This is a genomic window from Actinocorallia sp. B10E7 (assembly GCF_039871655.1).
GTDB lineage: Bacteria > Actinomycetota > Actinomycetes > Streptosporangiales > Streptosporangiaceae > Actinocorallia.
The window spans coordinates 360759-384946 of sequence record NZ_JBDPLZ010000004.1; the positions used below are offsets into that span (position 1 = coordinate 360759).

The window sequence follows — 24188 nt, forward strand, 5'->3', positions numbered from 1 at the left end:
GCTCGTCAGGTCTCATGGCCTGCTCGGGCGCTTCAGGGGAGGCGGTGGCGGGAGACGAAGTCCCAGATCACCTCGTTGGCGTCGATGTCCCGGGTCGTACCGCCGAGGAACGGGCCGAGGAAGGGAGTGCCGCCGGGCCAGTTATGGCCGCCTCCCTTGATCTGGTAGAGGACGACCGGCCCGTCGGAGGGGCAGCCGGGGTGGTCGTGGCGGACGACCGTGGTGTTGTCCTCGGGGTCGAGGTCGGGAAGGTCCGTGGAGACCGGCGTGGTGCCGCAGCCGTTGTTGCGGGCCCAGAACTCGGCGGCCGGGGGAGCCGTGGTGTAGGGGACGATGAAGTCCCCGTCGCCGTGGATGAGGACGATCGGTATGTTCCGGCCGGGATCGCAGGAAGCCCGGTCGCTGAGCTGGCCCGCGACCGGGGCGTAGGCGGCGAACCGCCCGTTGTCGCAGGCCATCTTGCTGGTGAAGAAGCCGCCGTTGCTCATGCCGGAGGCGTAGAGGCGGCGGGGGTCGGCGTTGAAGCGTTCGACGAGGATGTCCTGGAGGCGTTCCACGAACCCGGGATCGTCCAGGTCGGGTGAGGGCGTTCCGGCCGGGACGCCCTGCCATCCCCGCCCGTGATGCTCCGGCGTGATCATGATGAATCCGCGGATCTGCGCGTAGTCGGCCATCCGCCCGAACAGTTCCGCCATCCAGGGGGCTTCGTACAGCCCGGGGAAGTGGAACAACACCGGCCGGGGCCCGCCGTCGTAGTCGTCGGGAAGTCGCAGGATCGCTCTGCGCTCCTGCCCCGCGTGGGTGATGCGGACGGCGTGGTCGCCGGGGTCGGGCCGACGGTCCCGGAGGGTGAAGGCGACGGTCCGACGTGAGGACCGCCCGTCCCGTACGACGGTGCCGGGCCCTTCCCACGCCACTGTCCCATCGCTCGGGACTTCGACTTCGCCGACTCTCGCGGAGACCTCCACATCCCCGTCCCGGAGGGTGAAGGTCCCCGACAGCCCGAGCACACTCCGCTTGATCTGGAAGGAGACCTCCGCGGTTCCGCCGTCCGGTCCCGGAAGCGTCCCCTCTCCTTGGATCCGGTCGGTGCGGTAGTCCGCGACGGTGTCGGTGACGGCGATGGCGCCCGAGGAGAGCTCCCCTTCGAGCCGGTAGGCCGGAGAGCCCGCCACGGTGATGGTCAGGTGGTCGTTGGAGGGTGCGGCGGCAGGTGCGGCGCCGCCGGGCACGACGACCAGCGCCGCGGCCGTCACCGGTACCGCGAAAAGAACGGCGATACGCGCTCGGTGTCTTGGGGGGTGGGGTTGCATGGAGGTCCTTCCGCTGGGGGCGCTGCGGGCGGACACGACGGCGGGCGACAGGGGAGTGGCGCCAACGTAACCCCGCCCGTGACGCGGGTCAACGGCTGAGGCGGGCGTTTTCTCCGGGAAACCCTGTGGCGACCACCATGGCTCATCGCCACTTCGCCGGAGCGGTTCAGCCGGTGTGCTCCAGGAGTTCCAGCACCCGGCGCGGGCCGAGCCGTTCGCCTCGCCGGAACTCCTCGTCGAGGCGGTCGTCGCCCAGGACACGCCGCAGCTCCGCGGCGTCCTGCTCCCAGGAGCGGGTGAGAAGCTCGAAGCCCCACAGGTGCACGGTGCCCGAGAGCCGCCATGAGGACTGGACCGCGCCGAGCAGCAGCGCCGCCGTCCCGGTGTCGCCGCGGCGCACCAGCAGCCGGGCGAGCGTCACGCTCACGGTGGCCTCGCCGAGCCGGTCGTCCAGCGCGCCCTTGAGCTCCAAGGCGCGCCGCAGCGTTCGTGCGGCCAGGTCGTCCCGGCCGTCCTCGATCTGGGTGATTCCCAGCGTCCACAGCAGGTAGGAGCGGTGCCAGATCTCGCCGCAGGATTCCGACAGCTCCAGCGCGCGGGCGAAGAACGCGGTGGCCTCCTCCAGTTCGCCGCGGACCGAGTGGCACAGGCCGACCTGGGTCAGCGCCTGCTGGGCGGTGAGCAGGCCCGGCAGGCGTCCTGGAGTCCGCGCCGCCTCCAGGGACAGGGCCTGAGCTTCGGCGAGGTCGCCGGCGAACAGCGCGGCCAGCCCGCGCAGCTGCACGACCGCGGCGGCCAGCTCCGTCCGTTCCGGATCAGCGGTCCCGGGCAGGTGCTCCTGGACTTGGTCGAGCAGCAGCGCGCTGCCCTTCCTGTCCCCGTGCAGCAGCAGGACCATCGCGGCCGACCAGGCCATCCCGCACCAGGCCCCGGCCAGCGCGGGGCTCGGCGGGAGAGGCCAGAGCGTGGTCAGGCCCCGCATCCACAGGGCGCATTCGCCCATGTTCGGGGAGAGCGGCCAGTACATCCACAGGCCGCGCACGGCCTCCATGACGAGCCGGGCATGGGGCTCGCGCACCGCCTCCGGCCGGGACGGCAGAGAGGTGAGGGCCTGTCGCAGGTCGGCGTGCTCCGCCCGGAGCCGCAGCAGCCACTCGCGCTGGCGGGGGGAGGCGTACTCCCGCTCGGCCCGGACCACCAGCCCGAGATAGTGCTCGCGGTGCCTTCGCCGCGCCTCGTCCTGCCCGCCGGAGGCGGCCAGGCGTTCCCGCCCGTACGTCCGCACCGTCTCCAGCAGATGCAGCCTGGTGCGTCCGCCGGACTCCACCCGGGTGAGCAGCGACTTGTCGACGAGCCCGGCGAGGGCCTCGAAGCAGGCATCAGGGGACAGGCCGCCCGCGACGCCCAGCGCCTCGGCGTCGGCCAGCGCCACCGTACCGGCGCACACCGACAGCCGCTCCCACAGGAGGCGTTCCTCGGGGGTGCACAGGCCGTGGCTTCCGTCCAGCACCGCCCGCAGGGCGCGGTGCCGGGCGGGGGCGGTGCGTTCGGCGCCCGCTCCGCCCAGCAGTTCCAGGTCGAGCCGCTCCAGCAGCTCCTGCGGGCTGAGGAGGCGCAGCCGCCGGGCGGCAAGCTCCAGCGCCAGCGGCAGTCCGTCCAGCCGCCGGCACACCTGGCGTACCGCCTCCCGGGCGGCGGCGTCGGGCCGGAACTCCGGCACCACCTCCGAGGCCCGCTCCAAGAACAGCTCCATGGCGGACGACTCCCCGCCCTCCTCCGGCAGGGGCAGCGGCCCGAGCGCCAGCACCCTCTCCCCTGCGAGGTTCAACGCCTGCCTGCTGCTGGCCAGCACCCGCAGCCCGGGCACGGCCCGCAGCAGCGCCCGCGCCAACTCGGCGCTCGCGTCGAGCAGGTGCTCGCAGTTGTCCAGCACCAACAGCGTCCGGAACTCCGCCAGCGCCGCGGCGACGGCCTCCAGCGGCCCCCGCCCGGCCTCCACCCGCACGCCCAGCGCCGCGGCCACGGCCTGCCGCACCGACATCGACGGATCGAGTTCGGCCAGCTCCACCAGCAGCACCCCGTCGGAGAACCGCCCCGCGACCCGCTCGGCCAGCTCCAGCACCAGCCGGGTCTTGCCGACCCCGCCGATCCCGGTCACCGTCACCAACCGGGAGCCCTCCAGCAGCCGCTCCCCTTCGGCTAGTTCCGCCTCCCGCCCCACGAGTCTGCTCACCGCCGTCGGAAGCCCGCCGCGCGCGTCCCGGCCAGGCGCACCCTCCGGATCCCGCGGGGGCTCCGGAGGGAGGCCGATTTTCCGTTCGGGCGGCCGCAGGGCGGGAACGGGAGGATCGGAGCCGTCGGGGAAGGAGATCTCGCGCCAGCGGACCGTCCAGAGGGCGAGGAGGTCCTCGGTGTTCCAGCGGAGGGCCGAGGGGTGGGCGCGGCGGGGATCGCGGCGGGCGAACTCCACGCAGGCGCGGATGAAGGCCTCGGTGACGTTCCAGGACGGGAGGGAACGGCCCGAGGCGGCGGTGCGCAGCGAGGTGGCGGAGTAGGGGAGGCCCAGGCGCCTGCTCTCCCTGGCGAGGGCTTCGTACCCGGGGTCTCCGGCCTGGTCGCGCAGGTCGCGCAGCCCTTGGGCGAAACGGCCCAGGGGGCTGCCGGGGTCGGGCACGGGCGCGGCGCGCCGCCCGGGGCGTGCCAACCGGCCCACTCCGCCTCCGCCATGACCGTCTGTCAGCTGTCAGTAGCGGATTTTAACCGTCGGGCCGGGCGGAGGGGAGGCGGTGCGGAAAGTCTCAGTCCTGTGTCAGGGGGGCCACCGCACCTCCGCGACGCTGCCCGTGCCCACCCATGGGGGCTCCCAGGCAGCCGGGAGCTCGTCGTCGGCGGTGCTGCTGTCCGAGGCGGTGTGGTAGGTGCCGGGTTTGGGAGGGGTGAAGACGAAGGGGCCACAAGTGGTCTTGTCGTCGGCGGAGTCGAAGGAGAACCGGCATTTGTGGAGGCTCCCGCGGTACTTGGTGATCTTCGTGTCGGAGATCCAGGTCCACAAGGAGACGGCCCCGTCGGTGGCCTCTCCCGCCGCGCGGGCGTACACGATGTAGCCCACCCCGTCCTTCTCGAGCCGCACGCAGGGCTTGGCCTCGATGTTGGACTTGGGGAAGTACTCGTAGGACCCGCGGCAGCGCCACGGCTTCGGCTGGGAGGTGTTCTCCGGCGGATCGGGGTCGGCTTCAGGGCCGGGGTGCTCGCCAGAAGGAGGGGAGGCCGTGGGCGTTCTCTTCGATGGTTTCTTCTCCTCGGCGGATCCGCTCGGGGAGTCCGAGACGGGCTGGGCGCTCGGCACGACCGTTTCGGTGGCCGACGGCGCCGCCGTGTCCTGCGCCGCGGGCCTGCTCCCGGACAGGGTGGGGGCGGTCGGCCACCAGAACGCCGCGGCTCCCACCGCCGCGAGCGGGAGCACCGCCGCGGCCGGCAGGAGCCGCATCAGCCGCGAGCGCTCCGAAGCTCCCGGGGCCTTGGGCTCCGTGGTCTGCGCGGAGGGGGGCTCGAGGGTGGTGGCGGAGGGCGGCGTCGTGCGGAGGGAGGCCACGGCGGCTGAGCGTTCGGCGACCATCGTGGCGAGAGGGGCGGGGAGCCAGTCGGCGGTGGAGGGCTGGTGGGAGGCGAGGCCGCCGAGGACGTCCTGCGGGGTCGGGCGGTCTTCGGGGCGCTTGGCGAGGCAGGCGGCGACCAGGCCGCGCAGGCTCTCCGGGAGGCGGCTGAGATCGGGTTCCTCGTTCAGGATGCGGTGGACGGAGAGGGCGGGGGCGTAGGAGTCGAACGGGCCGCGGCCGCAGGCGGCGAAGTACAGGACGCAGCCCAGGGAGAAGACGTCGCTCTGCGGGCCGATCTCGTCGTGGGAGCGGGCCTGCTCCGGGGACATGTAGGAGGGGGTGCCCAGGAACGCGCCCGTGGCGGTCAGTGAGGAGGCGTCGGCGAGGTGGGCGATGCCGAAGTCGATGATGAGGGGGCCGTCGGCGGCCAGGATCACGTTGCCCGGCTTGAGGTCGCGGTGCACCAGGCCGCAGGCGTGGATCGCGTTCAGGCCCTCGGCGAGCCCGGCGCCGAGGGTGGCCACCGCTCTCTCCGGCAGCGGGCCGTGGGCGGGCACCGCCTCGCGCAGCGAGGGGCCGGGGACGTAGGCGGTGACCAGCCAGGCCGGGTCGGCGCCGGGGTCGGCGTCGACGACGGGGGCGGTGTGGAAGCCGCCCACCAGCTGGATCGCCTCCACCTCGCGGGCGAACCGGGCGCGGAAGCGGGGGTCGGCCGTCAGCGACGGGTGGATCACCTTCACCGCCACGGCTCGCCCCCCGGGCGAGCGGCCGAGGAACACCTGCCCCATGCCTCCGGCGCCGAGCCTGCCGAGCAGTTCGTAGGAGCCCACCCGGCGCGGATCGCCGCTGCGCAGGTCTTCCATGTCCAGCCCACCTCCCGGTCGGTTCGCTGCTTCTCCGTATCCGATCACCCGTGTGCCGTCTTCTGGGCGTTCTGCGGAAAGACCGCGCATCCTCCGCGCATCCGCGGCGCTGAGACGCGCTTTCCGTCGCGGACGTCGGCGGACGGGTGCTCGGCAGAGGGGGCGGCGATACGCGCTCGGTGTCTGGGGAGCGGGGTTCCATAACGAAACCAGGCATATTTCCAGGTCTGCGGGCTGGAAGGCGATCTTCGCTATTCGCCGTCATTATCATCCCTCGGGTGATCAACGGACGATGGTCCGCAGCCGTCTTCTCGCGTATGTCGGTTGCCCTGGCCCTATTCAGCGCATTGGCTCTCTTCGGCGCGAGACCCGCCTCCGCCGACGAGCTTCCCGTCCAGGAGCCTCCCAGGGTGGAGCTGCTGCTGGACGTCAGCGGATCGATGCGCATCGCCGACCTCGACGGACGCACCCGGATGTCGGTCGCCAAGCAGGCGTTCAACGACGTGCTGGACGCGATACCCGCCGAGGCCCACGTGGGCATCCGGCTGTTCGGCTCCCAGCACCGCTTCCCCGGTGCGAGCAAGGCCGTCGGATGCAAGGACACCAGGCAGCTCGTCCCGGTCGGTCCGGTCGACAAGACCGCGGTCAAGACGGCGATCGCCACGCTGCAGCCCACCGGGTGGACTCCGATCGGGCTCGCGCTCCGCGCCGCCGCCAAGGACCTGGGCACCGGTGAGACCACCCGGCGGATCGTCCTCATCAGCGACGGCCAGGACGAGTGCGGCTTCCCCGGCCCGTGCGAGGTCGCGAGGGAACTGGCCGCGCAGGGCACCCACCTGGTGGTCGACACCCTCGGGCTCACCCTGAACGCCAAGGTGAGGCAGCAGCTGACCTGCATCGCCGAGGCCACCGGCGGCACCTACACCGCCGTCCAGAGCCAGGATCAGCTCACCGCGCGGCTCGGGCAGCTGATGCGGCGGGCCGCCACCACCTACCAGGCGACCCCGCGCCAGGTGGCCGGTGACGCGAGGTGCGCCACCGCCCCGATCCTGGCCTCCGGCGTCTACACCGACCGCCAGGTGTTCTCCGACCACCGCTGGTACCGGGTCCAGGTGCCCGCCGGGCAGGAGCTGCGCGCCTCGGTGAGCATCTCGCTGGACCGGAAGCTGAACCCCGACTACGGAGTGCTGCTGCGCGCCACATCCCAGCAGGGCCGGGAGCTGGTCCGAGGCACCGACGCGGGCAGCGGGCGCACCGACGTGCAGTCCGCCGGGCTGCGCTGGTCCGACCAGCGAGCCCCCGGCTCGGACGACGAGGACGCGCCCGCGCCGAGCACCGTCTGCCTGGAGGTCAGCAATTCCTTCTCCGCACCCGGAGCCGTACGGAAGGAGCCCGGCATGCCCCTGGAACTGACCGTCGGCCTGGCGCCCTCCTCACCCGCGCCGAGCGGCCCCGACCTGGGGCGAGGCTGGCAGCTGCTGCTCATGCTCGCCGTGACCGGCCTGCTCACGGGTCTGGTGGCCGGCTGGCTCGCCCGCTGGCGGATCGCCGTCTGGAAGGAGAACTGACGATGCGCTCCAAGACGCTTCTGGGCCTGACCGGCGCCGTCCTGGCGGCGGTCGCCGGACCGGCCGCCGCGGACGACGCCACGCCGACGCCCCTCCCCACGGTCGACACCGCCGGCACGTCGTTCCTCACCGCGACCACGGTGCGGGCCGGGCAGCCGGTGCGGGTCCCGGCCTCGACCGGCGACTACCTGTACTGGTCGTTCGCCGCCGCTGCCGGGCAGACCGGCCGGATCACCGTGAACGTCACCCTGCCGGACGCCGCGAGTCGGCACGGTGCCGCCACCTGGACCGTGGACGTCTTCGACGGCCTGCGCCGCCGCCAGTCCTGCACGGCGGGCGCGCAGACGGCCACCGCAGAACCCGGCAGCGCCGCGATCTCGCTCGGCTGCGTGCTGCGGCGGATCCGCTCCTGGGCCGAGCCCTGGTCGTCCGACCCGCTGCCGGGCACCTACTACATCCGCCTGGCCGCGACCGCACTACCGGAACAGGATTTGGGCCTGCCGATCCAGACGTCCCTGGACCTCGCCCTCCGCGACGGCACCGCCCAACCCGACGGCGCGGCCCTGAAGGCGCCCCTGTCCCCGCCCGTCAACCCCGGCGCCACTCTCGCCCCGGACACCGACCCCTCATCGTCCGCGGTGGACGTCGTCTCCGCTCCCAAACCGGCCGCGCAGGCCAGGAGCTGGTTCTCCCGATTCTCCACCCGCTGGGCATGGACCGCGGCCGGCGGCGTCCTCGCCGCCCTCCTGGGCGTCGTCGGCTACCACCTGACCCGCCACCCGCGCCGCCGGCTTCCCACCCCCCACTGAGAAGAAGGACGGGCGGCCCCGACGGAAGGGGCCGCCCGCGGCGTCAAGCGGACGATGCCGGACGATCGCCGGACGGCCGCCGGGGGGCGAACAGCCAGTCGGTGGGCGGCTCCATGAGCCGCCGGAAGAGCAGGTACGTCGGTCGGCTGCACAGGAGGGCGCCGAGCACGAACGAGAGGACGACCACGATGGAGGCGCCGAGCCACCCCTCCGGCAGCGGCTCGAACCACCCGAAGTGCTTGCCGAGCTGGATGAAGGCGTAGTGCAGGACGTACATGTACAGCGACCGGCTGCCGAGCGCGGAGATCCGGCCCGCGCGTTCGGGGATCAGCGCGAGCACGGCGGCGCCGAGGACCAGGGCGGTGACCATGAAGAACAGCCGCACCCCCATGCCGACCGGGGCCGCCAACCCGGACTCGGCGTAGGAGGCGACCCAGGCGTTGTTCAGCACCCCCTTGCCGGAGATGTAGCGGGGGACGAGGAAGAAGAACGCCGAGTAAGCGGCGGCGAGCACCGCGACGCCCGCGATCCGGTGGGCGGGCCGCTCCCGCAGCGCGGCGAGGTGCCGCCGTTCGAGCGTCAGGCCCAGGACGAAGAACGGGAGCATCGACAGGATCCGGGTGAACGCCTCCAACTCCACCAGGCCCGAGGTCAGCGACACGAACACCGACACGGCGAACGGGTGCCTGAGCTGCGGCCACAGCGGGGCGGTGCCGCGCCAGACCAGCATCGCGACGAGGAACCACAGGTGGTCGTAGGGGTCCAAAGGGTTGAAGGTGAACGCCCCGCCGGTGAGCCGCCATTCCAGGAGCCGGTACAGCAGGTCGAAAAGCAGGTAGGCGATGGCGACCTTGGCCACCAGCCGCCGGGCCCGGCCGGGCGAGCGCAGGAAGCCCTGGCTGAAGTAGCCGACCAGGAAGGCGAAGACGGGCATCCGGAACGCGGTGCCGACGATCTCGGCGACCTCGAATCCGTGCGGGAGCACGATCGGGTCGAAGGCGTGACCCGCGACGACCAAGGCGCCGATCATGAACTTGGCGTTGTCGAAGTACGCCTCGCGGCTGCTCACCCTCTGCACGACAACCCCACGCTCCCCGCGGTCGAGACGGTCCGGAAACCGGGCAGAGCGCCGGGCGCCAGCACTGGTGAGGAGAGGTCGGCGAGGACGCACGCGACGCCGTACCGGCCGGTGACCTCGGCTCTCCGCGCGGGTGCCGTCCCGGAGCCGAACAGGACATCGCTGTCCGCGCGGCGGGCGGCCTCGGCCCCGGTGCCGTCGGCTCCGGTCTCGGCGAAGGGGTAGGGCCAACCGGGGACGAGGGAGTAGGCGCCCCTCTCGTTGACGACGCGTCCCGCCCACTCGGTCTCGGCGGCCACCACCTGGCCCGGCCGGATCCGCGAGACGAGGTCCTGGTAGCCGGTGGCAGGGTCGCGGGACTGCCATTCGGCCAGGGTCGCGGCCCGCACCGGCGCCCACAGCGGCCGGGTGAGCCCGCCCTGGTTGCCGACGAGGCCGACCGCGCAGGCGGTGGCCGTGACCGGGTACATGATCCTGCGGTGCCTCCCGGCCTCGGTGAGCCAGGCGGCGGCCGAGAGGTGCAGCGGGAGCACGGCCACCGGGATGACGCGGGCGAAGCCCCACGAGCCGAAGGCGGACGCGACGCAGAGCACGGCGGCCGCCAGCCCGAAGAGGAGGAGCATCTCGCGGCCGAGCGGCCGGGCGCGGCGCGCGACCAGCGCGGGGAGCCCCACCAGCGCGAGCCCGTAGTGCGCGAACCCCAGGTCCGCCCAGAGGTCGTCGACGAGGGTCCAGTGGATCTCCGCCATGCCGGAGGGCGCGCCGAGCAGGGACGTCACGTTCGTGAACGGCCACAGCAGCGCCAGCGCCACGGCCCCCGCGGCGGCGGGCGCCAGCCGCCACCGCCGCAGCACCGCGCGCGGCGCGGCCAGGGCGAAGGCGGCGAGACCGAGGACGGTGTTGACGGCCGTGAACGGGTGGATCAGGACGAGTAGCGCAAGGAGCAGGGCCAGTGCGGCGGGAACGCTCCAACCTGGGCGCTCGTCCCTGAGGTCGAGGAACAGGTCCCAGGCCAGGAGCATGAGCGCGGTGGCGAACAGGCTCGGGTAGGCCATGGTCCAGGACAGCGAGTACAGGCCGACGAAACCGCTCCAGGCCTGCGGCTTCAGCCCCCACAGCAGCAGGCAGAAGAGCACCGCCGAAGCGAAGACCGCCCGGCCTTCGCCGAGCCTGCGGCAGAACCGGCGCAGGGCCCAGAGCCAGAAGGCGATGTTGAGGACGCCCGCCGCCCTGAGCACGGTGAGCGGTTCCAGGTCGCCGATCCAGCCGGCGAAGGTCAGGACGTAGGCGTAGGGGGAGAAGTAGGGGCTGCCTTCCGAGACGCCCATCAGCGGGTCGACGGGGCTCCAGGGGTCTCGCCGGAGCGCGAACAGGGTCGCGACGTGCAGGCGCATGTCCCCGCCCCAGGGCGCGGAGAGCGCCATGACGACGGCCCATGGCACCAGCGCGTACGGAAGGAGCAGCGCAAACCGACGAGTCAAGGGTTCCGTTCCGCGGTGAGGGGGGCCGAGCGGGCGGGTTCGCTGACCCGTGGAGGCCGGGCACCAGCTTAGACGGGCGGGGCGGTCCCGAAGGGATCATGTAACTTTCAACTTCATATCGGCTTCGTATCGCCGGAGGGACCGGGCGGCCGCCCGGTCCCGCGAGGCGTCAGGCGGGGAAGCCCCCGGCGCGGCCCAGCAGGGCGGGGGCGGGGGTGCCGAGGAGGCCGCCGAGCCAGGTTCCCGTGGCGGCGACGGCCGCCATGTCGACGCCCGTCTCGACGCCGCTGCGGTGCAGGGCGTACAGGAGGTCCTCGGTGGCGATGTTGCCGGTGGCGGCGGGGGCGAAGGGACAGCCGCCGAACCCGCCGGCGCTGGCGTCCAGGACGGTGACGCCCTCGTCGACGGCGGTGAGGGCGTTGGCGTAGCCGGTGTTGCGGGTGTTGTGGAAGTGGAAGCGCAGCGTCGTGGAGGGGGCGGCGTCGCGGACGCGGCGGGTCAGGTCGCGGACCTGGGCGGGGACGCCGACGCCGATGGTGTCAGCGAGGGCCACCTCGAACGCGCCTGCGGCCTCGGCGCGGCGGGCGATCTCCGCGACGCGTTCGGGCGGGGTCTCGCCCTCGAAGGGGCAGCCGAAGGCGGCGGCGATCGTCATGGCGGCGGGGACCCCGGCGTCGGCGGCGGCCTTGGCGATGTCGTCCCAGGCGTCGAGGGCCTCGTCCGTCGTGCAGCCCTGGTTGCGGGAGCAGAAGGTGTCGGAGGCGACCACGACGACGTTCACCTCGTCCACCCCGGCCTCGAGGGCGCGGTCCAGGCCGCGGCGGTTGAGGACGAGACCGCTGTAGGAGACGCCCTCCCGCCGGGGCACGCCCGCCATGACCTCCTCGGCGCCCGCCATCTGCGGGACGCGCTTGGGGTTGACGAACGAGACGGCCTCGATGCGGCGGAGCCCGGCGTCCACGCAGCGGGTGATGAACGCGATCCGGTCATCGGGAGAGAGAGCGCGGGCTTCGTTCTGGAGGCCGTCACGCGGACCGACTTCCAGCACTGTTGTATGCAACTTGACTCCCACCTCTGCACTCTTGCTTGGTATTCGCCTGATCTGTCGGCTATCTTGCATGCAATATAGCCGAGGGGGAAGCCGATGTCCGCTGGGCGGCGTGCCGCCGACACCGCCTACGAGGCGGTGCGCCAGATGATCCTCTCCGGGGAGGTCTCGCCCGGCGACCGGCTGGGGGAGAGCGAGCTCGCCGAGACGCTCGGCCTCTCCCGCACACCCGTCCGGGAGGCGCTGCAGCGGCTCGGCGCCGACGGGCTCGTCGAGGTGCTGCCGCACCGCGGGGCCCGCGTGGTGGCGTGGACGCCCGCCGACCTGACGGAGATCTTCGAGCTGCGTTCGCTCCTGGAGCCCTACGCCGCGGCCCGCGCCGCCCGCGTCGGCCTGGACGCGTCGGCCCTCGCCGAACTGCGCGGCCTGTGTGCGGACATGGAGGAGGCGGCGGCCCGCAAGGACATGGCCGAGGTCGCTCGGCTGAACTCCCGCTTCCACGCCGTCGTCATCGACGCCTCCGGCAACAGCAGACTCCCCGGCATGCTGGCGTCCGTCATGCACGCCCCCCTCATCCTCGGCACCTTCCACCGCTACGAACCCGCCACGATGGCCCGCAGCATGGGCCACCACCGCGAGGTCGTCGACGCCATCGCCGCCCGCGACCCCGAATGGGCGGCCTCCGTCATGCGCTCCCACGTGCGCGCCGCCGCCGCCACCCTCAAGGAGGACCAGTGACCGACACCCCCCGCGCCCTGGACGACCTGCGCGTCGTCGAGATGGGCCAGCTCCTCGCCGGCCCGTTCTGCGGCCAGCTCCTCGGCGACTTCGGCGCCGAGGTCATCAAGATCGAGCCGCCGGTGACGGGCGACCCGATGCGCCAGTGGGGCCGCGAGAAGCCCCACGGCCAGTCGCTGTGGTGGCCGATCCTGGCGCGCAACAAGAAGTCGGTGACGCTGAACCTGCGCGAGCCCGAAGGCCAGGACCTCGCCCGCCGGATCATCGCCCAGGCCGACGTGCTGGTGGAGAACTTCCGGCCCGGCACCCTGGAGCGCTGGGGCCTGTCGCCCGAGGCCCTGTGGGAGCTGAACCCCGGCCTGATCATCACGCGGGTCACCGGGTACGGCCAGAACGGCCCGTACTCCCCGCGCGCGGGCTTCGGCTCGATCGGCGAGGCCATGGGCGGCATCCGCTACGTCACCGGCGACCCCGGCAGCGCCCCGGCCCGCGCCGGGATCTCCCTGGGCGACGAGCTCGCCGGCACGTTCGCGGCGCTGGGCACCCTGGTCGCCCTGCACGCCCGGCAGCGCACCGGCAAGGGCCAGATCGTCGACTCCGCCCTGTACGAGGCGGTGTTCGCCCTGATGGAGTCGCTCGTCCCCGAGTGGGAGCTGGCCGGCTACCAGCGCGAGCGCACCGGCTCCGTCCTCCCGAACGTCGCCCCGTCGAACGTGTACCCCACCAAGGACGGCCCCGTCCTGATCGCCGCGAACCAGGACACCGTCTTCCGCCGCCTGGCCGAGGTCATGGGACGGCCCGAGCTGGCCGACGACGAGCGCTACGCCACCCACGGCGCGCGCGGCGCCAACGCCGAGGAGCTGGACGAGCTGATCGGCGTCTGGACCGCTTCGCTCACCAGCGACGAGGTCCTGGAGAAGATGCACGCCAACGGCATCCCCGCCGGCTTGACATACCGGGCCAAGGACATGCTCGCCGACCCCCACTTCAAGGCCCGCGAGGCCATCATCAGGCTCGCCCACCCCGAGTTCGGCGAGTTCCCGATGCAGAACGTCTTCCCCAAGCTCTCCGGCACCCCCGGCCGGGTCCGCTCCGTCGGCCCCGAACTCGGCGCGAACAACACCGAGATCTACGGCGGCCTCCTCGGCCTCACCGAAGCGGAACTGGAGAAGCTGCAGGCCGACGGCGTCGTCTGACCACCCGGCACACCCGCCCGTACGGCGGCCGCCTGACAGCGCGGCCGTACGGGACGGGGGGATTCACCGGAGGATAGGGGCACACTCCTGGACCACGTTTTCCGGTCCTTACCCACTCGCCTATATCGATTTTTGTATAGTCGGTGCGTGGGCGCACTGTGGCAGATCGAGATCGAGCCAGAGGTCCGGCACTGGCTGGAACTCCTCACCGACCGGCACTACGACAAGGCCGAGCGGGCCGTCGACATGCTCGCCGCCCAGCCGACCACTCTCGGCGAACCGTACTCACGTCACCTCGGCGGCAAGATCCGCGAGTTGCGCTTCATCCTGGACGGCAACGCCGTCCGCATCACCTACTGGCTCGCGCCAGAACAGCGGATCATCCTTCTCAAGGCGTTCCGCAAGACCCGGCAACGTGAGGAAGCAGAGATCGAGCGGGCACGACAAGCATAGAAGGTCTGTGAAACCGAGCACGGCCCCGCAGAACACACCTACGACAGGACGAAGGAGGACACGCCGTGAACCACTCCCAGTGGAAGACCCGACGGACCAAGAAGCTTCTGGGGGAGACGGTCGAGGAGTCCCCCGCCTACGTGGAGGCCGGATACGCCCTGGCACTCGGGCAAGCCGTCTATGACCGCCGCACCGCCCTCGGCCTCTCCCAGACCGAACTCGCCCGCCGCGCCGGCATGACCCAACCCCAGATCTCCACCATCGAAGGCGGCGACTCCACTCCCACCCTTCCCCTGCTCACCCGCCTCGCCAAAGCCCTGGACGCCTCCCTGACCATCCAACTCGACGACGACAGCTCAGCCTTCGTCTTCACGCCCCACCAAGGACCCCGATCCGGCAAACCGTCCACTGACGGCCGCACCTCAGCAGCATGAACCGGCCAGGGCGGCTTCTGATCCGCGACTCCAAGAATCCGGAGCTCTCGGCCCTGGAGCTCACCGGTCCCGGTGCCGAGAGTCTGCTCCGGAAGGTCCGCGCCATCGGCTGACGACCTGGCTGGGACGGGAACCGGAGAAGAACCCGGTTCCCGTGTAGGCCCTCCTTCAATCGCTTCGTCGCGTGGTCCAACCGGCCCGTCGGTCGACGATGATCCGTGCCGCACCCACGCCGCACGCACCCGGTTCGGATGCGGCCCCGCACCGGCCAGACGGTACCCATACGGCGGACGACCACCCTGATACCGGCCCTGTGTCCTCACCTGGGCGGCCATCGCGACCATCAACCGCTCATGCCCCTCGGCCTGGAAGTCGACCCTGCCTCCGGCAACCGCAGCTGAACCCCCGTAATGCTCGAAAAGCAGGCCCACCAGACTGAAGTTTGTGTCACTAAGCGATCTTTGTGGGACAGTGCCTGGCATGTTGGAAACCAGTGCCGGACGCCTCTTGGCCGCGGTGTTCGCCTCGGCCGTCCTGATGGTTCCGGCCGGTGCTTCCACCGCCGCGGAAAGAGACCCGCTGACTCCCGTCTGGACCAGCCCGCTCAAGGGCGACAACGGCTTCAACGCCATCGTCGCCCCGGACGAGAAGAACATCTGGGCGTTCGGCTCGACCCGTTCAGCGGGCAAGGAGAAGCCCCTCGTCTACCGCAAGAGCGGCTCCACCTGGAAGAGAGCCCGGCTCCCGAGCGGATTGAACGGCGGGATACAGGCCGCTGACGCCTCCTCCGCAAGCAACATCTGGGCCGTGGGAGGCGGCTCGTTCGACGGGAAAGGCAGTGCCTACCTGCTGCACTGGAACGGCGAACGATGGAAGCTCGCCAAACGCTGGAAATCGGCCTTCCCCCTGACCATCGCCGCCACCAGCGGGCGCGGAGTCTGGGTGTTCGACTTCTCACAGCCCCGCGCGCTGCGCTTCAACGGACGGCGATGGCACAAGGTCAAGACTCCGGTCCCCGTCTTGAACGCCGCGGCCCGAGGGAAGACGACCTGGGCCTCAGGCCCCGACGGATACGGCAAGGCCAAAGTCATGCGCTTCGACGGCCGCCGCTGGAAGATCTCGAACCCGGACGCCCTCCTGCCGAAGCACACCGAGGGGTCCATGACCCTCTTCGGAGAACCGGCCTTCGCGGGCAAGGACGTTTGGATGGTCGCCTACCGCATCGCGAACCGCAACGACGACGACTCGAAGATCGAATCTTTCCTCCTCCGCCACAGCAACGGCAGATGGCGAAAGGAGAAGACCGGCCCCGCCTCCACGATCAGCCACACTCCCGTCCCCGACGGCAGAGGAGGCCTCTGGCTCCTGGCCTCGGAGAACATGTCAGACCAGGACGGCGACCCGGCATACGGCCTGGTCCTCACCCACCGCACCGCCACCGGCCGCTGGAGCGAACGCCTCCTCGGCCACGTCGACGAGACCAAAGGCGTTTTTGAGGTCGTCCGCCTCCCCGGCACCCAGCGCCTCCTCGGCGTCGGCAGCGTCGAACCTCCAGGAAGAGACGAGGACGCCGCGATCTTCGAACTCTCCTGAACCCCGGCCCATACGGCAGCGGATCGCCGCCCCTGAGTCCGGTCGAACCTCTCCTCACGGCGAGGACACCGGTGGTGTCCGACATTCGGATCACACGATGGTGCGCGCACCATGGGCATAGGGGTTCATATCGGTGAACCCATCGCTTCAGGTCGGGCGCATAGGTGTTCGGCTTCCTCTCCGGGTTACGGCATTCACCCATGGACCGCATCGGGATGGTGCGCACGCAGCCTTCGCCAGGTCGTGATCGACAAGCGTCCCTGACCGCGAACCGGCTGTCCGGAACCTCCGAGGCGCCTCAATCGGGCCGCCTCACTGGTTCCGGCGTCTGCGCGTCCGCCGGCAGACCCATGACGACGATCACGAAACCCTCCACTTCCGGCCACGGTACCGCCCACGCCGCGACGTCCTTCCGCAACCCGGCGGACAAGGGTTCCCAGCTCACGCGAGAGTGTCTGTTTTAGGACGGTAGGAAGATTCTCGGAATCATACAAGACTGTTGACATGGCCTCGATGTGTCCTTCATCATGCTAATCAATCAAGCGATCAATTATCTCCGGCCTCCTATGTAGAGAACATGGACACCCCGGCCCATCAAGGGCACCATGTCCGCTCCTGCGCCTGCGATACAGGCGTTCTCGGCCTGTCTGAAGAGGACGGGAATTCAAGAAGTGTGCCCAGTGGAATTCCCATGTCTTTTACCAGGCGCATTTCAACATCGCCCCTGCCATAGACGAGGAGAACGAGGTCCATGTCATCAGCCAAACCGGGTGAATGGGTCGACGGAACGGGATTGAGCCTGGCGGACATCCCGTCCGGCAGGTACCGCATGCACATCCCGACCGACCGCTACACGTCACGGGAGTTCGCGGAGAAGGAGCGGGACCTGATCTGGACGCGGATCTGGCAGGTCGTCGGCCGCGTCGACGAGCTGCCCGAGGTCGGCGACTGGAAGGAGCACCGGCTCTTCGACCAGTCCTACGTCATCGTCCGGGGGAAGGACCGCGAGATCCGCGGGTTCGTCAACGCCTGCAGGCACCGCGGCAACCCGCTGTGCACGGGCAAGGGGAACTCCAAGCGCGGGTTCCTGTGCCAGTACCACCTGTGGTCGTACGACCTCGACGGGAAACTGCGGGGCATCCTCAGGGAGAAGGTCCTCGACCCGATCGACAAGGACGAGAACTCGCTCCTCCCGGTCCGGGTCGAGTGCTTCGCCGGGTTCATCTTCCTCAACCCGGACCCGGACGCGGAGCCGCTCGCCGACTTTCTGGGCGACGAGATCCCGAAGCTCCTGGCCCCCTACCGTCTCGACGAGATGGTCACGGTGCTGGACGTCCGGGAGAGCCTGGACTGCAACTGGAAGGTCGTCGTCGACGCGTTCTCGGAGGGTTACCACATCTCGGGTATCCATCCGGAACTCCTCAAGGTGATCGACATCGATCCGTCCAAGAGCCGGCACCTCTTCCTCGGCGACCACAGCGTGTCCGTCGCCCCGTTCGAGGTGGCGAACGTGTCGGTCTTCGGCCCGGAGGACCAGGTCGAGGGCATCAGGGAGCTGCCCGGGACCTTCCCCACGGTGGCCACGGTGCTGCCCCGTTTCGAGGAACTCGTCTCCGCTCACCGCGACGAGGACGGGAAGCTCGACTTCCCTGAGGGCGTGACCGCTCGCACGCTGCTGCAGCGGGCCACGCGCGACACCCTGACCGGGATGGGGCTGGACGTCAGCGGGCTGACCGACGCCCAGATGAGCGACAACCACGGCTGGGTGCTCTTTCCGAACTTCTTCATGACGATCCGCGCGGGCGAGGCCACGGTCATCCTGGCCTTGCCGGACCCTGGCGGCGACCCCGGAAAGTGCGTCTGGCACATCAGCAGCTACATGTGGCTGCCTCCGGAACACCGGGAGGCGTTCCGGGCGGAGCTGACCGAGGTCGAGGAGCCGGGAAGCTTCCCTTACTTCCTCGCCCTCCAGCAGGACTACGAGCAGATGCCGCGGCAGCAGCGGGGTCTGCGCAACAAGCGGCTCGAACACATGACGCTGGTGAAAGAGGAGATCGTCATCGCCCACTACCACTCGGTCGTGGACGGGTACCTCTCCGCCGGCGCGAACGGCGAGGTGTGATCCATGGGAATGCGAGAGCTCAGCGAGGTGGTCGGGGAGCACACCGGCCTCTCCCGCAAGGTGCTGGAATACGGCCTGACGACCAAGCGCCTGGTGGACAGCGCTAAGAACCCCGGCTTCTCCGCCGCGGACTGGGCGCCTCTGGCCGAACTGGTCGCGGTCGACGAGTTCGAGCGCGTCGGCAACTTCAAAGAGGTCATGAACTGGGCGGAGTACGTCGAGTTCCTCACCGGTTGGGCGACCTCCGCCGAATGGGAGTGCTCTTTCAAGCGGATCACCGAGAAGCCTGGCCTGGTCTTCCTCGAACTCGAGGAGCGCAGCGAGGTCGGAGACTACAAGAGCGTCGTCAATTCGGTCTCGGTCTACGAGTTCGACGAAGCCGGCAAGATCCGGCACATCGACGTCTACCTGCAGATGGCGCTGCCCGAGAACGACATGCTCAAGAGCTACGAGGGCGTCCGGATATCGGAGTGAGTGGAGACCAGATGACCGACATCGATTCCGTCGACTTCTTCACGGACAACGCGCTCCTGCACGACCCGTACGCCTACCTCGCCGCATTGCGCGAGCAGTGCCCGGTCCGCAGGGAGCCCCATCACGACGTGGTGATGATCACCGGGTACGAGGAGGCCGTCGCGGTCTACAACGACACCGAGCGGTTCTCCTCGTGCACCTCCGTCACCGGCCCGTTCCCCGGCTTCCCCGTCCCGCTCGAAGGCGACGACATCTCTGAGCTGATCGCCGCGCACCGCGACGAGTTGCCGATGAACGACCAGCTGCCGACGATGGACCCCCCGACCCACACCGTTCACCGAGGCCTCCTGTCACGGATGATCACACCGAAGCGTCTGAAGGAGAACGAGGAGTTCATGTGGCGGCTGGCCGACGGCCAGCTCGACAGGGCTCTGACCGGCGACCGCTGCGAGTTCAACGGCGAGTTCGCGTCCCCGTTCGCGATGCTCGTCATCGCCGACCTCCTCGGCGTCCCGGAGCCCGACCACGCCGAGTTCCGGGAGGCGCTGCTGAGCGGGAGCGTGCTCGGCAGCAGCAAGAAGGGCGACACGCTGGCGCATTCGCCCCTGGAATACCTCTACGGCAAGTTCACCGAGTACATCGAGGACCGCCGCCGCGAGCCTCGCGACGACGTCCTGACCGGCGTCGCCTCGGCGACCTTCCCGGACGGGAGCGTCCCGGAGGTGATCGACGCGGTGTGCGTCGCGGCCAACCTGTTCGCCGCCGGACAGGAGACCACGGTCCGCCTGCTCGGCACCGCGGTGATGCTGATCGCCGAGGATCCCTCCCTGCAGGCGAGGCTGCGCGCCGACCGCTCTCTGCTCCCCAACTTCATCGAGGAGGCCCTGCGGTACGAGAGTCCGATCCGCGGCGACTTCCGGCTGTCCAGGGTCCCGGTCACCGTCGGCGGCGTGGACCTCCCCGCCGGCACCACGGTGATGCTGCTGAACGCGGCGGCCAACCGCGACGCTCGCAAGTTCCCCGAACCCGACGTCTTCGACATCGAGCGCAAGAACGCGCGGACCCATGTCGCGTTCGGCCGCGGGGTCCACAGCTGCCCGGGCGCGCCCCTGGCCCGGGCCGAGGCCCTGATCAGCCTCCAGCGGCTCCTCGACCGCACCTCCGACATCCGGATCGACGAGGAACGGCACGGCCCCGCGGGAGACCGGCGCTACCGGTACATCCCGACGTTCATCCTCCGCGGGCTCACCGAACTGCACATCGAATTCAGCCCGGCCGGGAGGACCTGAGCCATGCCCTTCGAGGGAACCACCGCGATCGTCACCGGCGGGGCCTCCGGCCTCGGCCTGGCGATCACCGAGGCGCTCGTCGCACGCGGGACCAAGGTCGCCGTCTTCGACGTCCAGGCCGAGTTGCTCGACGCCGAGGTCGCCCGGCTGCGCAAGGAGGGCGCCACGGTCAACGGCTACGCGGTCGACGTCTCCGACCGCTTTCTGGTCGAGGCCGCCGTGGAGCGGGTGCGGGCCGAGCTCGGCCCGGTGCTGATCCTGGTCAACAACGCGGGCATCGTGCAGTTCGGCAAGTTCTCCGAGATCACCGACGAACTATGGGAACGGGTCATGGCGATCAACCTGCGCGGGCCGTTCCTCTGCACCCAGACGGTGCTGCCCGATATGAAAGCCGCCAAGTGGGGCCGGATCGTCAACATCTCGTCCTCGAGCGCGCAAGGCGGCGAGGCGTACATGTCGGCCTACGTCAGCTCGAAGACGGGGCTCATCGGGCTCACCAAGAGCCTGGCGCTCGAACTCGGCCCCAAGGGGATCACCGTCAACACGATCCCACCCAGCATGGTGGTGACCCCGATGCTCGAGAAGTCGGTCGCCGAAGGCAGTTTCTACGACTCGCTCGAGCATTTCATCAGCATCACCCCGGTGCGCCGGGCCGGCCGCCCCGAGGACATCGCCAACGCCACGGTCTTCCTGTGCGAGGACTCGTCGTCGTACATCACCGGCCAGGTCCTCGGCGTCAACGGCGGCCGTAAGACCTGAGCGCCAGGGCTCCTACGCCAGTTTCGTGTAGTCGAACAGTGAGCCCCGGATGAGGAGTCTCAACGCGCGCCCGGTGGCCTGATAGACCTCCGGCGGCGTCGCGGCCGTGTGCTCGCACAGGCCCAGCATGATGGTGTAGATCGCGTTCGAGGCACTCTCGACGTCGACCTCCGGCCTCAGAGCCCCTTCTTGCCGGGCCTGCTCCATGATGCCGACGACCACGTCACGGATTGCCGTGAAGATCGTGTCGCTGTCCTCCGCCAGATGGAGATCCGCAGCGCTCTCCACCCGGATCGCACGATCGAACGCCACCGCGAAGGGATAGTCGCGCAGGAGCCGATCGCCCTCGTCGAGCACGGCCATCAGCTTGTCCAGAACACCGTCCGCGCGGTCCGCGGCCGCGGCCAACCGAGGCAGAGAGATCCCTGAGAGCTCGAGGAAAGCGGCCTTAACGAGCTCCGACTTGTTAGGAAAGTAGTGATAGAGGCTGCCGCTGGTCATCTCGGCCACACGGGCGATCTCCCGAATGGTCGCTCGCGAGTAACCCATTTCCGCCACGCAGCGCATAGTGGCCTCGATGACGCGCTTCCTGGTCTCTCCGCCCTTGGCGGCGACCGGCCGGCCCAGAAGCGGCGGAGTGGTCGACACGGTAACCCCCGGTTCGGCGAGAACGTCCCTGAAAGCACTCTACTCGGCGCGAGATCATCACCATGGACGTGTCCGGCGACGCATCTCGCTTTCATTCGGCCGGCAACCGCAGCCTGAGCTGCATTCCCAGCTCACGGAACCCCAGGGCCCGAGCTACTCGCCGCGACGCTTCCACTCGCGCTCGCCACTGCGGCACCAGGCCGCGCTCGAGCGCGTCGGCCGCGGCCGCCGAAGCGGCCACCCGCGCGTGCCCCTTGCCCCGCCCGCGCGGAGCGGTCAGCACCGACAGATGCGCCGCCGTATCCGACCACGGCTGGTAACCGCAGCCGGAGACCGCCTCGGCCGCGTCCCTGACGACGAAGGCGTCCGAAAGGATCGCATCCAGCCGAGCTTCGTCCGCGTCCGTCTGGTCCACGCCGGCGATGAGTTCCTTGACCGCCGGATGCTCGACGGGCAGCCGCTCCACCCGCCCGCTCACGGGGACGAAATCGGCGCGGTCGAGATAGGGCAGCCAGGCCGGCCCCACTGTCTCCGTCGGCTGAAGGACGGCCACGGGATCCCCCTGCTCAAGGGCGTCCCGCACATGATCCACCATCCCGGCCTCCGGAACGGTCGCGAGTGTCGCCCCCGCGAGCTGCACGATGCCCACCCAGCCCGGCGGGCACAGCTGCGACTCGGGCGAGACCACGACACGGATCTCACCCGGCCGGGGAAACCCGATCGGGACCTGGGCCATGCCGGCCCACAGCGACCAAACGCGCTTGATCATCATCAAAGCGTGATCCCGCCCCCCGGCCTCTGATGGGACGGGAACCGGAGAAGAGCCCGGTTCCCGTGTTCTCGGGTCGTTCGGGTCAGCTCTGCTGTTGCTTGACGAGGTAGCGGGCCGGGACTTCGCCGCCGCCGTGGACGGCGAGGTCGGCGCCGGTCACGTAGGCCGACAGGTCGCTCGCCAGGTAGAGGCAGGCGTTCGCGACGTCCTGGGGGTCGGCCATGCGGCGCATGGGGATGAGTTCGGCGGTGGAGGCGCCGCCGTCCTGGCCGTAGTTGTGGGCGGCGGCCTCGGTCATCACCAGGCCGGTGGTGATGTGGTTGACGCGGACCTTCGGCGCCCACTCCATGGCCAGGGCCTTGGAGAACATGAGCAGCCCGGCCTTGGCGGCGCTGTAGGCGGCGGTCCCCGGCTGCGGGTCGATGCCCGAGACGCTGCCGATGTTGATGATCGATCCGCCGTTCCCGGCCTGCATGATCTTGTTGGCGGGCTGGGCGACGTAGAACGGCGCGAGCAGGTTCAGGGAGACGATGCGCTCCACGAACCGGGGGGAGACCGTCGCGGAGTCCGCGTCGGGGGAGCCGCCCGCGTTGTTGACCAGCACGTCCAGGCCGCCCAACTGCTCCGCCGTCCGCTCCACCAGCGCGGAGGCCTGGGCCGCGTCCCGGATGTCGGCGGGCAGGAACCGCGCCGACCGGCCGTCGGCCTCCGGCAGCGCCTCGGGCTCGTTGCGCCCGCACACCATCACGTCGGCGCCCGCGAGCAGGAACGTCCGCGCGATCACCGCGCCGATGCCCTTCGTCCCTCCGGTGACCAGCACCGCCCGGCCCTTGAGGTCCACCACCGTGTTCATCGCCCCTCCGCCTCTCCTCGCCCGGCAACCACGGTCGCGCGGACCTTAGCAACGGACCCGCCTGCCCGGACGCCGCCCATACCGTTCACCGGGACGGTCCCTTCGGGCGGGAAAGGGGGCGGCCGGGCCCCGATGGCCGGGGCCCGGCCGCGAGGGGGAAGGTCAGTTGTCGCCGGTGACGGTGACGTCGGGGTCGGCGGCGTCGCCGGTGTTCCAGACGTAGTCCGCGGCGGCTTCGTCGCCCATGGCGGCGAGCAGGAACTTCGCGGCCCAGCGGGCGGCGATCTCGATGCTCTGACCCTGGCCGAGGGACTGGGGGCCCACCTCGGGGTCGGCGCCCGCGGGGTTCTGGGTGTCGGTGATGCCGTAGTGGTTGGTTCCGGAGACCCGGACGATCTGCTTGGGGTCGTGGATCATTTTCGTGTAGGTCGTCTCGGCGTCCGCGGGGAGGGCCACACCGTCCTGGACGCCCTGGACGAGCTGGGTCGGGACCTGCAGGTCGATGGTCGCGAAGGTGCCGGTCAGCGGGGACTTGTTGTTGGCGCCGAAGAAGGAGGCGCCCTTCACCTGCGTCGGCATCTCGTACGTCAGGCCCGTGCAGAACGGGAAGGTGCACGTCTCCCCGACGATCGACAGTCCGGTCGCGCCGCCGAAGGAGTGGCCGAGCAGCACCAGCCGGGTCGTCTTGACGAGGTCTTCCAGCGGTGAGCCGTCGCGGTAGTTCTCGTCCTTCATCCACGCGACGGTGTCGGCGGCCTGTTTCTGCTCGGGGTAGTAGTCGTTGTCGAAGAACAGCAGGCGCCTGTGGTCGGGCACCACCACGATGAATCCGTGGGCGGCGACGGCGCGGGCGTAGGCGGAGTAGTGGGCGCGGCCGACCTGCGCGCCCTGCAGCATGAGCGCGACGGGCAGACGCTCGCTGATGCCGGTGGGGTAGTAGACGTCGGCGGGGTCCCCGCTGACCGTGCTCGTGTAGGTGGAGACGGGGCCGTCGGCCCGCGCGGGGCCGGGGGCGCCCGTCAGGAAGGCGGCGGAGAGAACGGCGGGAAGGGCGAAGCGGAGGATGCGGCGAAGGCCCACCAGGGCTCCTTTCGTAACGCA

General features: G+C 70.5%; 21 protein-coding genes. 11 read left to right on the plus strand and 10 right to left on the minus strand.

Annotation, left to right across the window (positions count from 1 at the left end; translation table 11 throughout):
* Positions 1-32 precede the first annotated feature (32 nt).
* The 3 genes from ABGB12_RS15560 to ABGB12_RS15570 form a co-directional block, all read right to left on the minus strand.
* The gene (locus ABGB12_RS15560) at positions 33-1256 is read right to left on the minus strand and encodes a hypothetical protein (RefSeq protein WP_347678380.1); all 1224 of its coding nucleotides are present in this window, start codon (positions 1254-1256) and stop codon (positions 33-35) included.
* 223 nt (positions 1257-1479) lie between these two features.
* On the minus strand, positions 1480-4017 hold the full coding sequence (locus tag ABGB12_RS15565) for an AAA family ATPase (RefSeq protein ID WP_347678382.1): 2538 nt from the start codon (positions 4015-4017) through the stop codon (positions 1480-1482).
* A gap of 105 nt (positions 4018-4122) precedes the next feature.
* Positions 4123-5772: a protein kinase gene (locus ABGB12_RS15570; protein ID WP_347678384.1), complete on the minus strand. Its 1650-nt coding sequence runs from the start codon at positions 5770-5772 to the stop codon at positions 4123-4125.
* Between the two features lie 278 nt (positions 5773-6050).
* On the opposite strand from ABGB12_RS15570, the gene ABGB12_RS15575 reads away from it, so the two are divergent.
* Both ABGB12_RS15575 and ABGB12_RS15580 read left to right on the plus strand, forming a co-directional pair.
* Positions 6051-7340, plus strand: coding sequence for a VWA domain-containing protein (locus tag ABGB12_RS15575; RefSeq protein WP_347678386.1), 1290 nt, complete (start codon positions 6051-6053; stop codon positions 7338-7340).
* A gap of 2 nt (positions 7341-7342) precedes the next feature.
* Positions 7343-8149 carry a hypothetical protein gene (locus tag ABGB12_RS15580; protein ID WP_347678388.1) on the plus strand — a complete coding sequence of 269 codons (807 nt, stop codon included), beginning with the start codon at positions 7343-7345 and terminating at the stop codon, positions 8147-8149.
* Positions 8150-8192: 43 nt separating this feature from the next.
* Here the strand turns inward: ABGB12_RS15580 and ABGB12_RS15585 are convergent, their stop codons facing one another.
* From ABGB12_RS15585 to ABGB12_RS15595, 3 genes are all read right to left on the minus strand, one after another.
* Positions 8193-9227, minus strand: a complete 1035-nt coding sequence (locus ABGB12_RS15585) for an acyltransferase family protein (RefSeq protein ID WP_347678390.1) — start codon at positions 9225-9227, stop codon at positions 8193-8195.
* Positions 9215-10708 (minus strand): hypothetical protein, encoded by a 1494-nt coding sequence (locus ABGB12_RS15590; protein ID WP_347678392.1) that lies wholly within the window; start codon positions 10706-10708, stop codon positions 9215-9217. Before ABGB12_RS15590 ends, ABGB12_RS15585 begins: the two co-directional genes overlap by 13 nt.
* A 169-nt stretch (positions 10709-10877) precedes the next feature.
* Entirely contained in the window at positions 10878-11756 is an 879-nt protein-coding gene (locus ABGB12_RS15595) for a hydroxymethylglutaryl-CoA lyase (RefSeq protein ID WP_347678394.1), read from the minus strand.
* Positions 11757-11852: 96 nt separating this feature from the next.
* Between ABGB12_RS15595 and ABGB12_RS15600 the strand changes: the two genes are divergently transcribed.
* From ABGB12_RS15600 to ABGB12_RS15640, 9 genes are all read left to right on the plus strand, one after another.
* Positions 11853-12494, plus strand: coding sequence for a GntR family transcriptional regulator (locus tag ABGB12_RS15600; protein ID WP_347678396.1), 642 nt, complete (start codon positions 11853-11855; stop codon positions 12492-12494).
* Positions 12491-13690, plus strand: a complete 1200-nt coding sequence (locus ABGB12_RS15605) for a CoA transferase (RefSeq protein ID WP_347678398.1) — start codon at positions 12491-12493, stop codon at positions 13688-13690. Before ABGB12_RS15600 ends, ABGB12_RS15605 begins: the two co-directional genes overlap by 4 nt.
* 147 nt (positions 13691-13837) lie before the next feature.
* The gene (locus ABGB12_RS15610; protein ID WP_347678400.1) at positions 13838-14143 is read left to right on the plus strand and encodes a type II toxin-antitoxin system RelE/ParE family toxin; all 306 of its coding nucleotides are present in this window, start codon (positions 13838-13840) and stop codon (positions 14141-14143) included.
* A gap of 65 nt (positions 14144-14208) precedes the next feature.
* On the plus strand, positions 14209-14577 hold the full coding sequence (locus ABGB12_RS15615) for a helix-turn-helix transcriptional regulator (RefSeq protein ID WP_347678402.1): 369 nt from the start codon (positions 14209-14211) through the stop codon (positions 14575-14577).
* A gap of 480 nt (positions 14578-15057) precedes the next feature.
* Positions 15058-16170, plus strand: a complete 1113-nt coding sequence (locus ABGB12_RS15620; RefSeq protein ID WP_347678404.1) for a hypothetical protein — start codon at positions 15058-15060, stop codon at positions 16168-16170.
* 751 nt (positions 16171-16921) lie between these two features.
* Positions 16922-18292 carry an aromatic ring-hydroxylating dioxygenase subunit alpha gene (locus tag ABGB12_RS15625; protein ID WP_347678406.1) on the plus strand — a complete coding sequence of 457 codons (1371 nt, stop codon included), beginning with the start codon at positions 16922-16924 and terminating at the stop codon, positions 18290-18292.
* 3 nt (positions 18293-18295) lie between these two features.
* Entirely contained in the window at positions 18296-18766 is a 471-nt protein-coding gene (locus ABGB12_RS15630) for a hypothetical protein (RefSeq protein WP_347678408.1), read from the plus strand.
* Between the two features lie 11 nt (positions 18767-18777).
* Positions 18778-20055, plus strand: coding sequence for a cytochrome P450 (locus ABGB12_RS15635; RefSeq protein ID WP_347678410.1), 1278 nt, complete (start codon positions 18778-18780; stop codon positions 20053-20055).
* Between the two features lie 3 nt (positions 20056-20058).
* A complete protein-coding gene (locus ABGB12_RS15640; protein ID WP_347678412.1) occupies positions 20059-20814 on the plus strand; it encodes an SDR family NAD(P)-dependent oxidoreductase in 756 nt (251 codons plus the stop codon).
* A gap of 12 nt (positions 20815-20826) precedes the next feature.
* Here ABGB12_RS15640 and ABGB12_RS15645 read toward each other — a convergent pair whose 3' ends face one another.
* The 4 genes from ABGB12_RS15645 to ABGB12_RS15660 all read right to left on the minus strand — a co-directional run bounded on the left by ABGB12_RS15645 (position 20827) and on the right by ABGB12_RS15660 (position 24167).
* Positions 20827-21462 carry a TetR/AcrR family transcriptional regulator gene (locus ABGB12_RS15645; protein ID WP_347678414.1) on the minus strand — a complete coding sequence of 212 codons (636 nt, stop codon included), beginning with the start codon at positions 21460-21462 and terminating at the stop codon, positions 20827-20829.
* A gap of 91 nt (positions 21463-21553) precedes the next feature.
* On the minus strand, positions 21554-22231 hold the full coding sequence (locus ABGB12_RS15650; protein WP_347678416.1) for a GNAT family N-acetyltransferase: 678 nt from the start codon (positions 22229-22231) through the stop codon (positions 21554-21556).
* Positions 22232-22316: 85 nt separating this feature from the next.
* Positions 22317-23087 (minus strand): SDR family oxidoreductase, encoded by a 771-nt coding sequence (locus ABGB12_RS15655; RefSeq protein ID WP_347678418.1) that lies wholly within the window; start codon positions 23085-23087, stop codon positions 22317-22319.
* 162 nt (positions 23088-23249) lie between these two features.
* A complete protein-coding gene (locus tag ABGB12_RS15660; RefSeq protein WP_347678420.1) occupies positions 23250-24167 on the minus strand; it encodes a hypothetical protein in 918 nt (305 codons plus the stop codon).
* Positions 24168-24188: the final 21 nt, after the last annotated feature.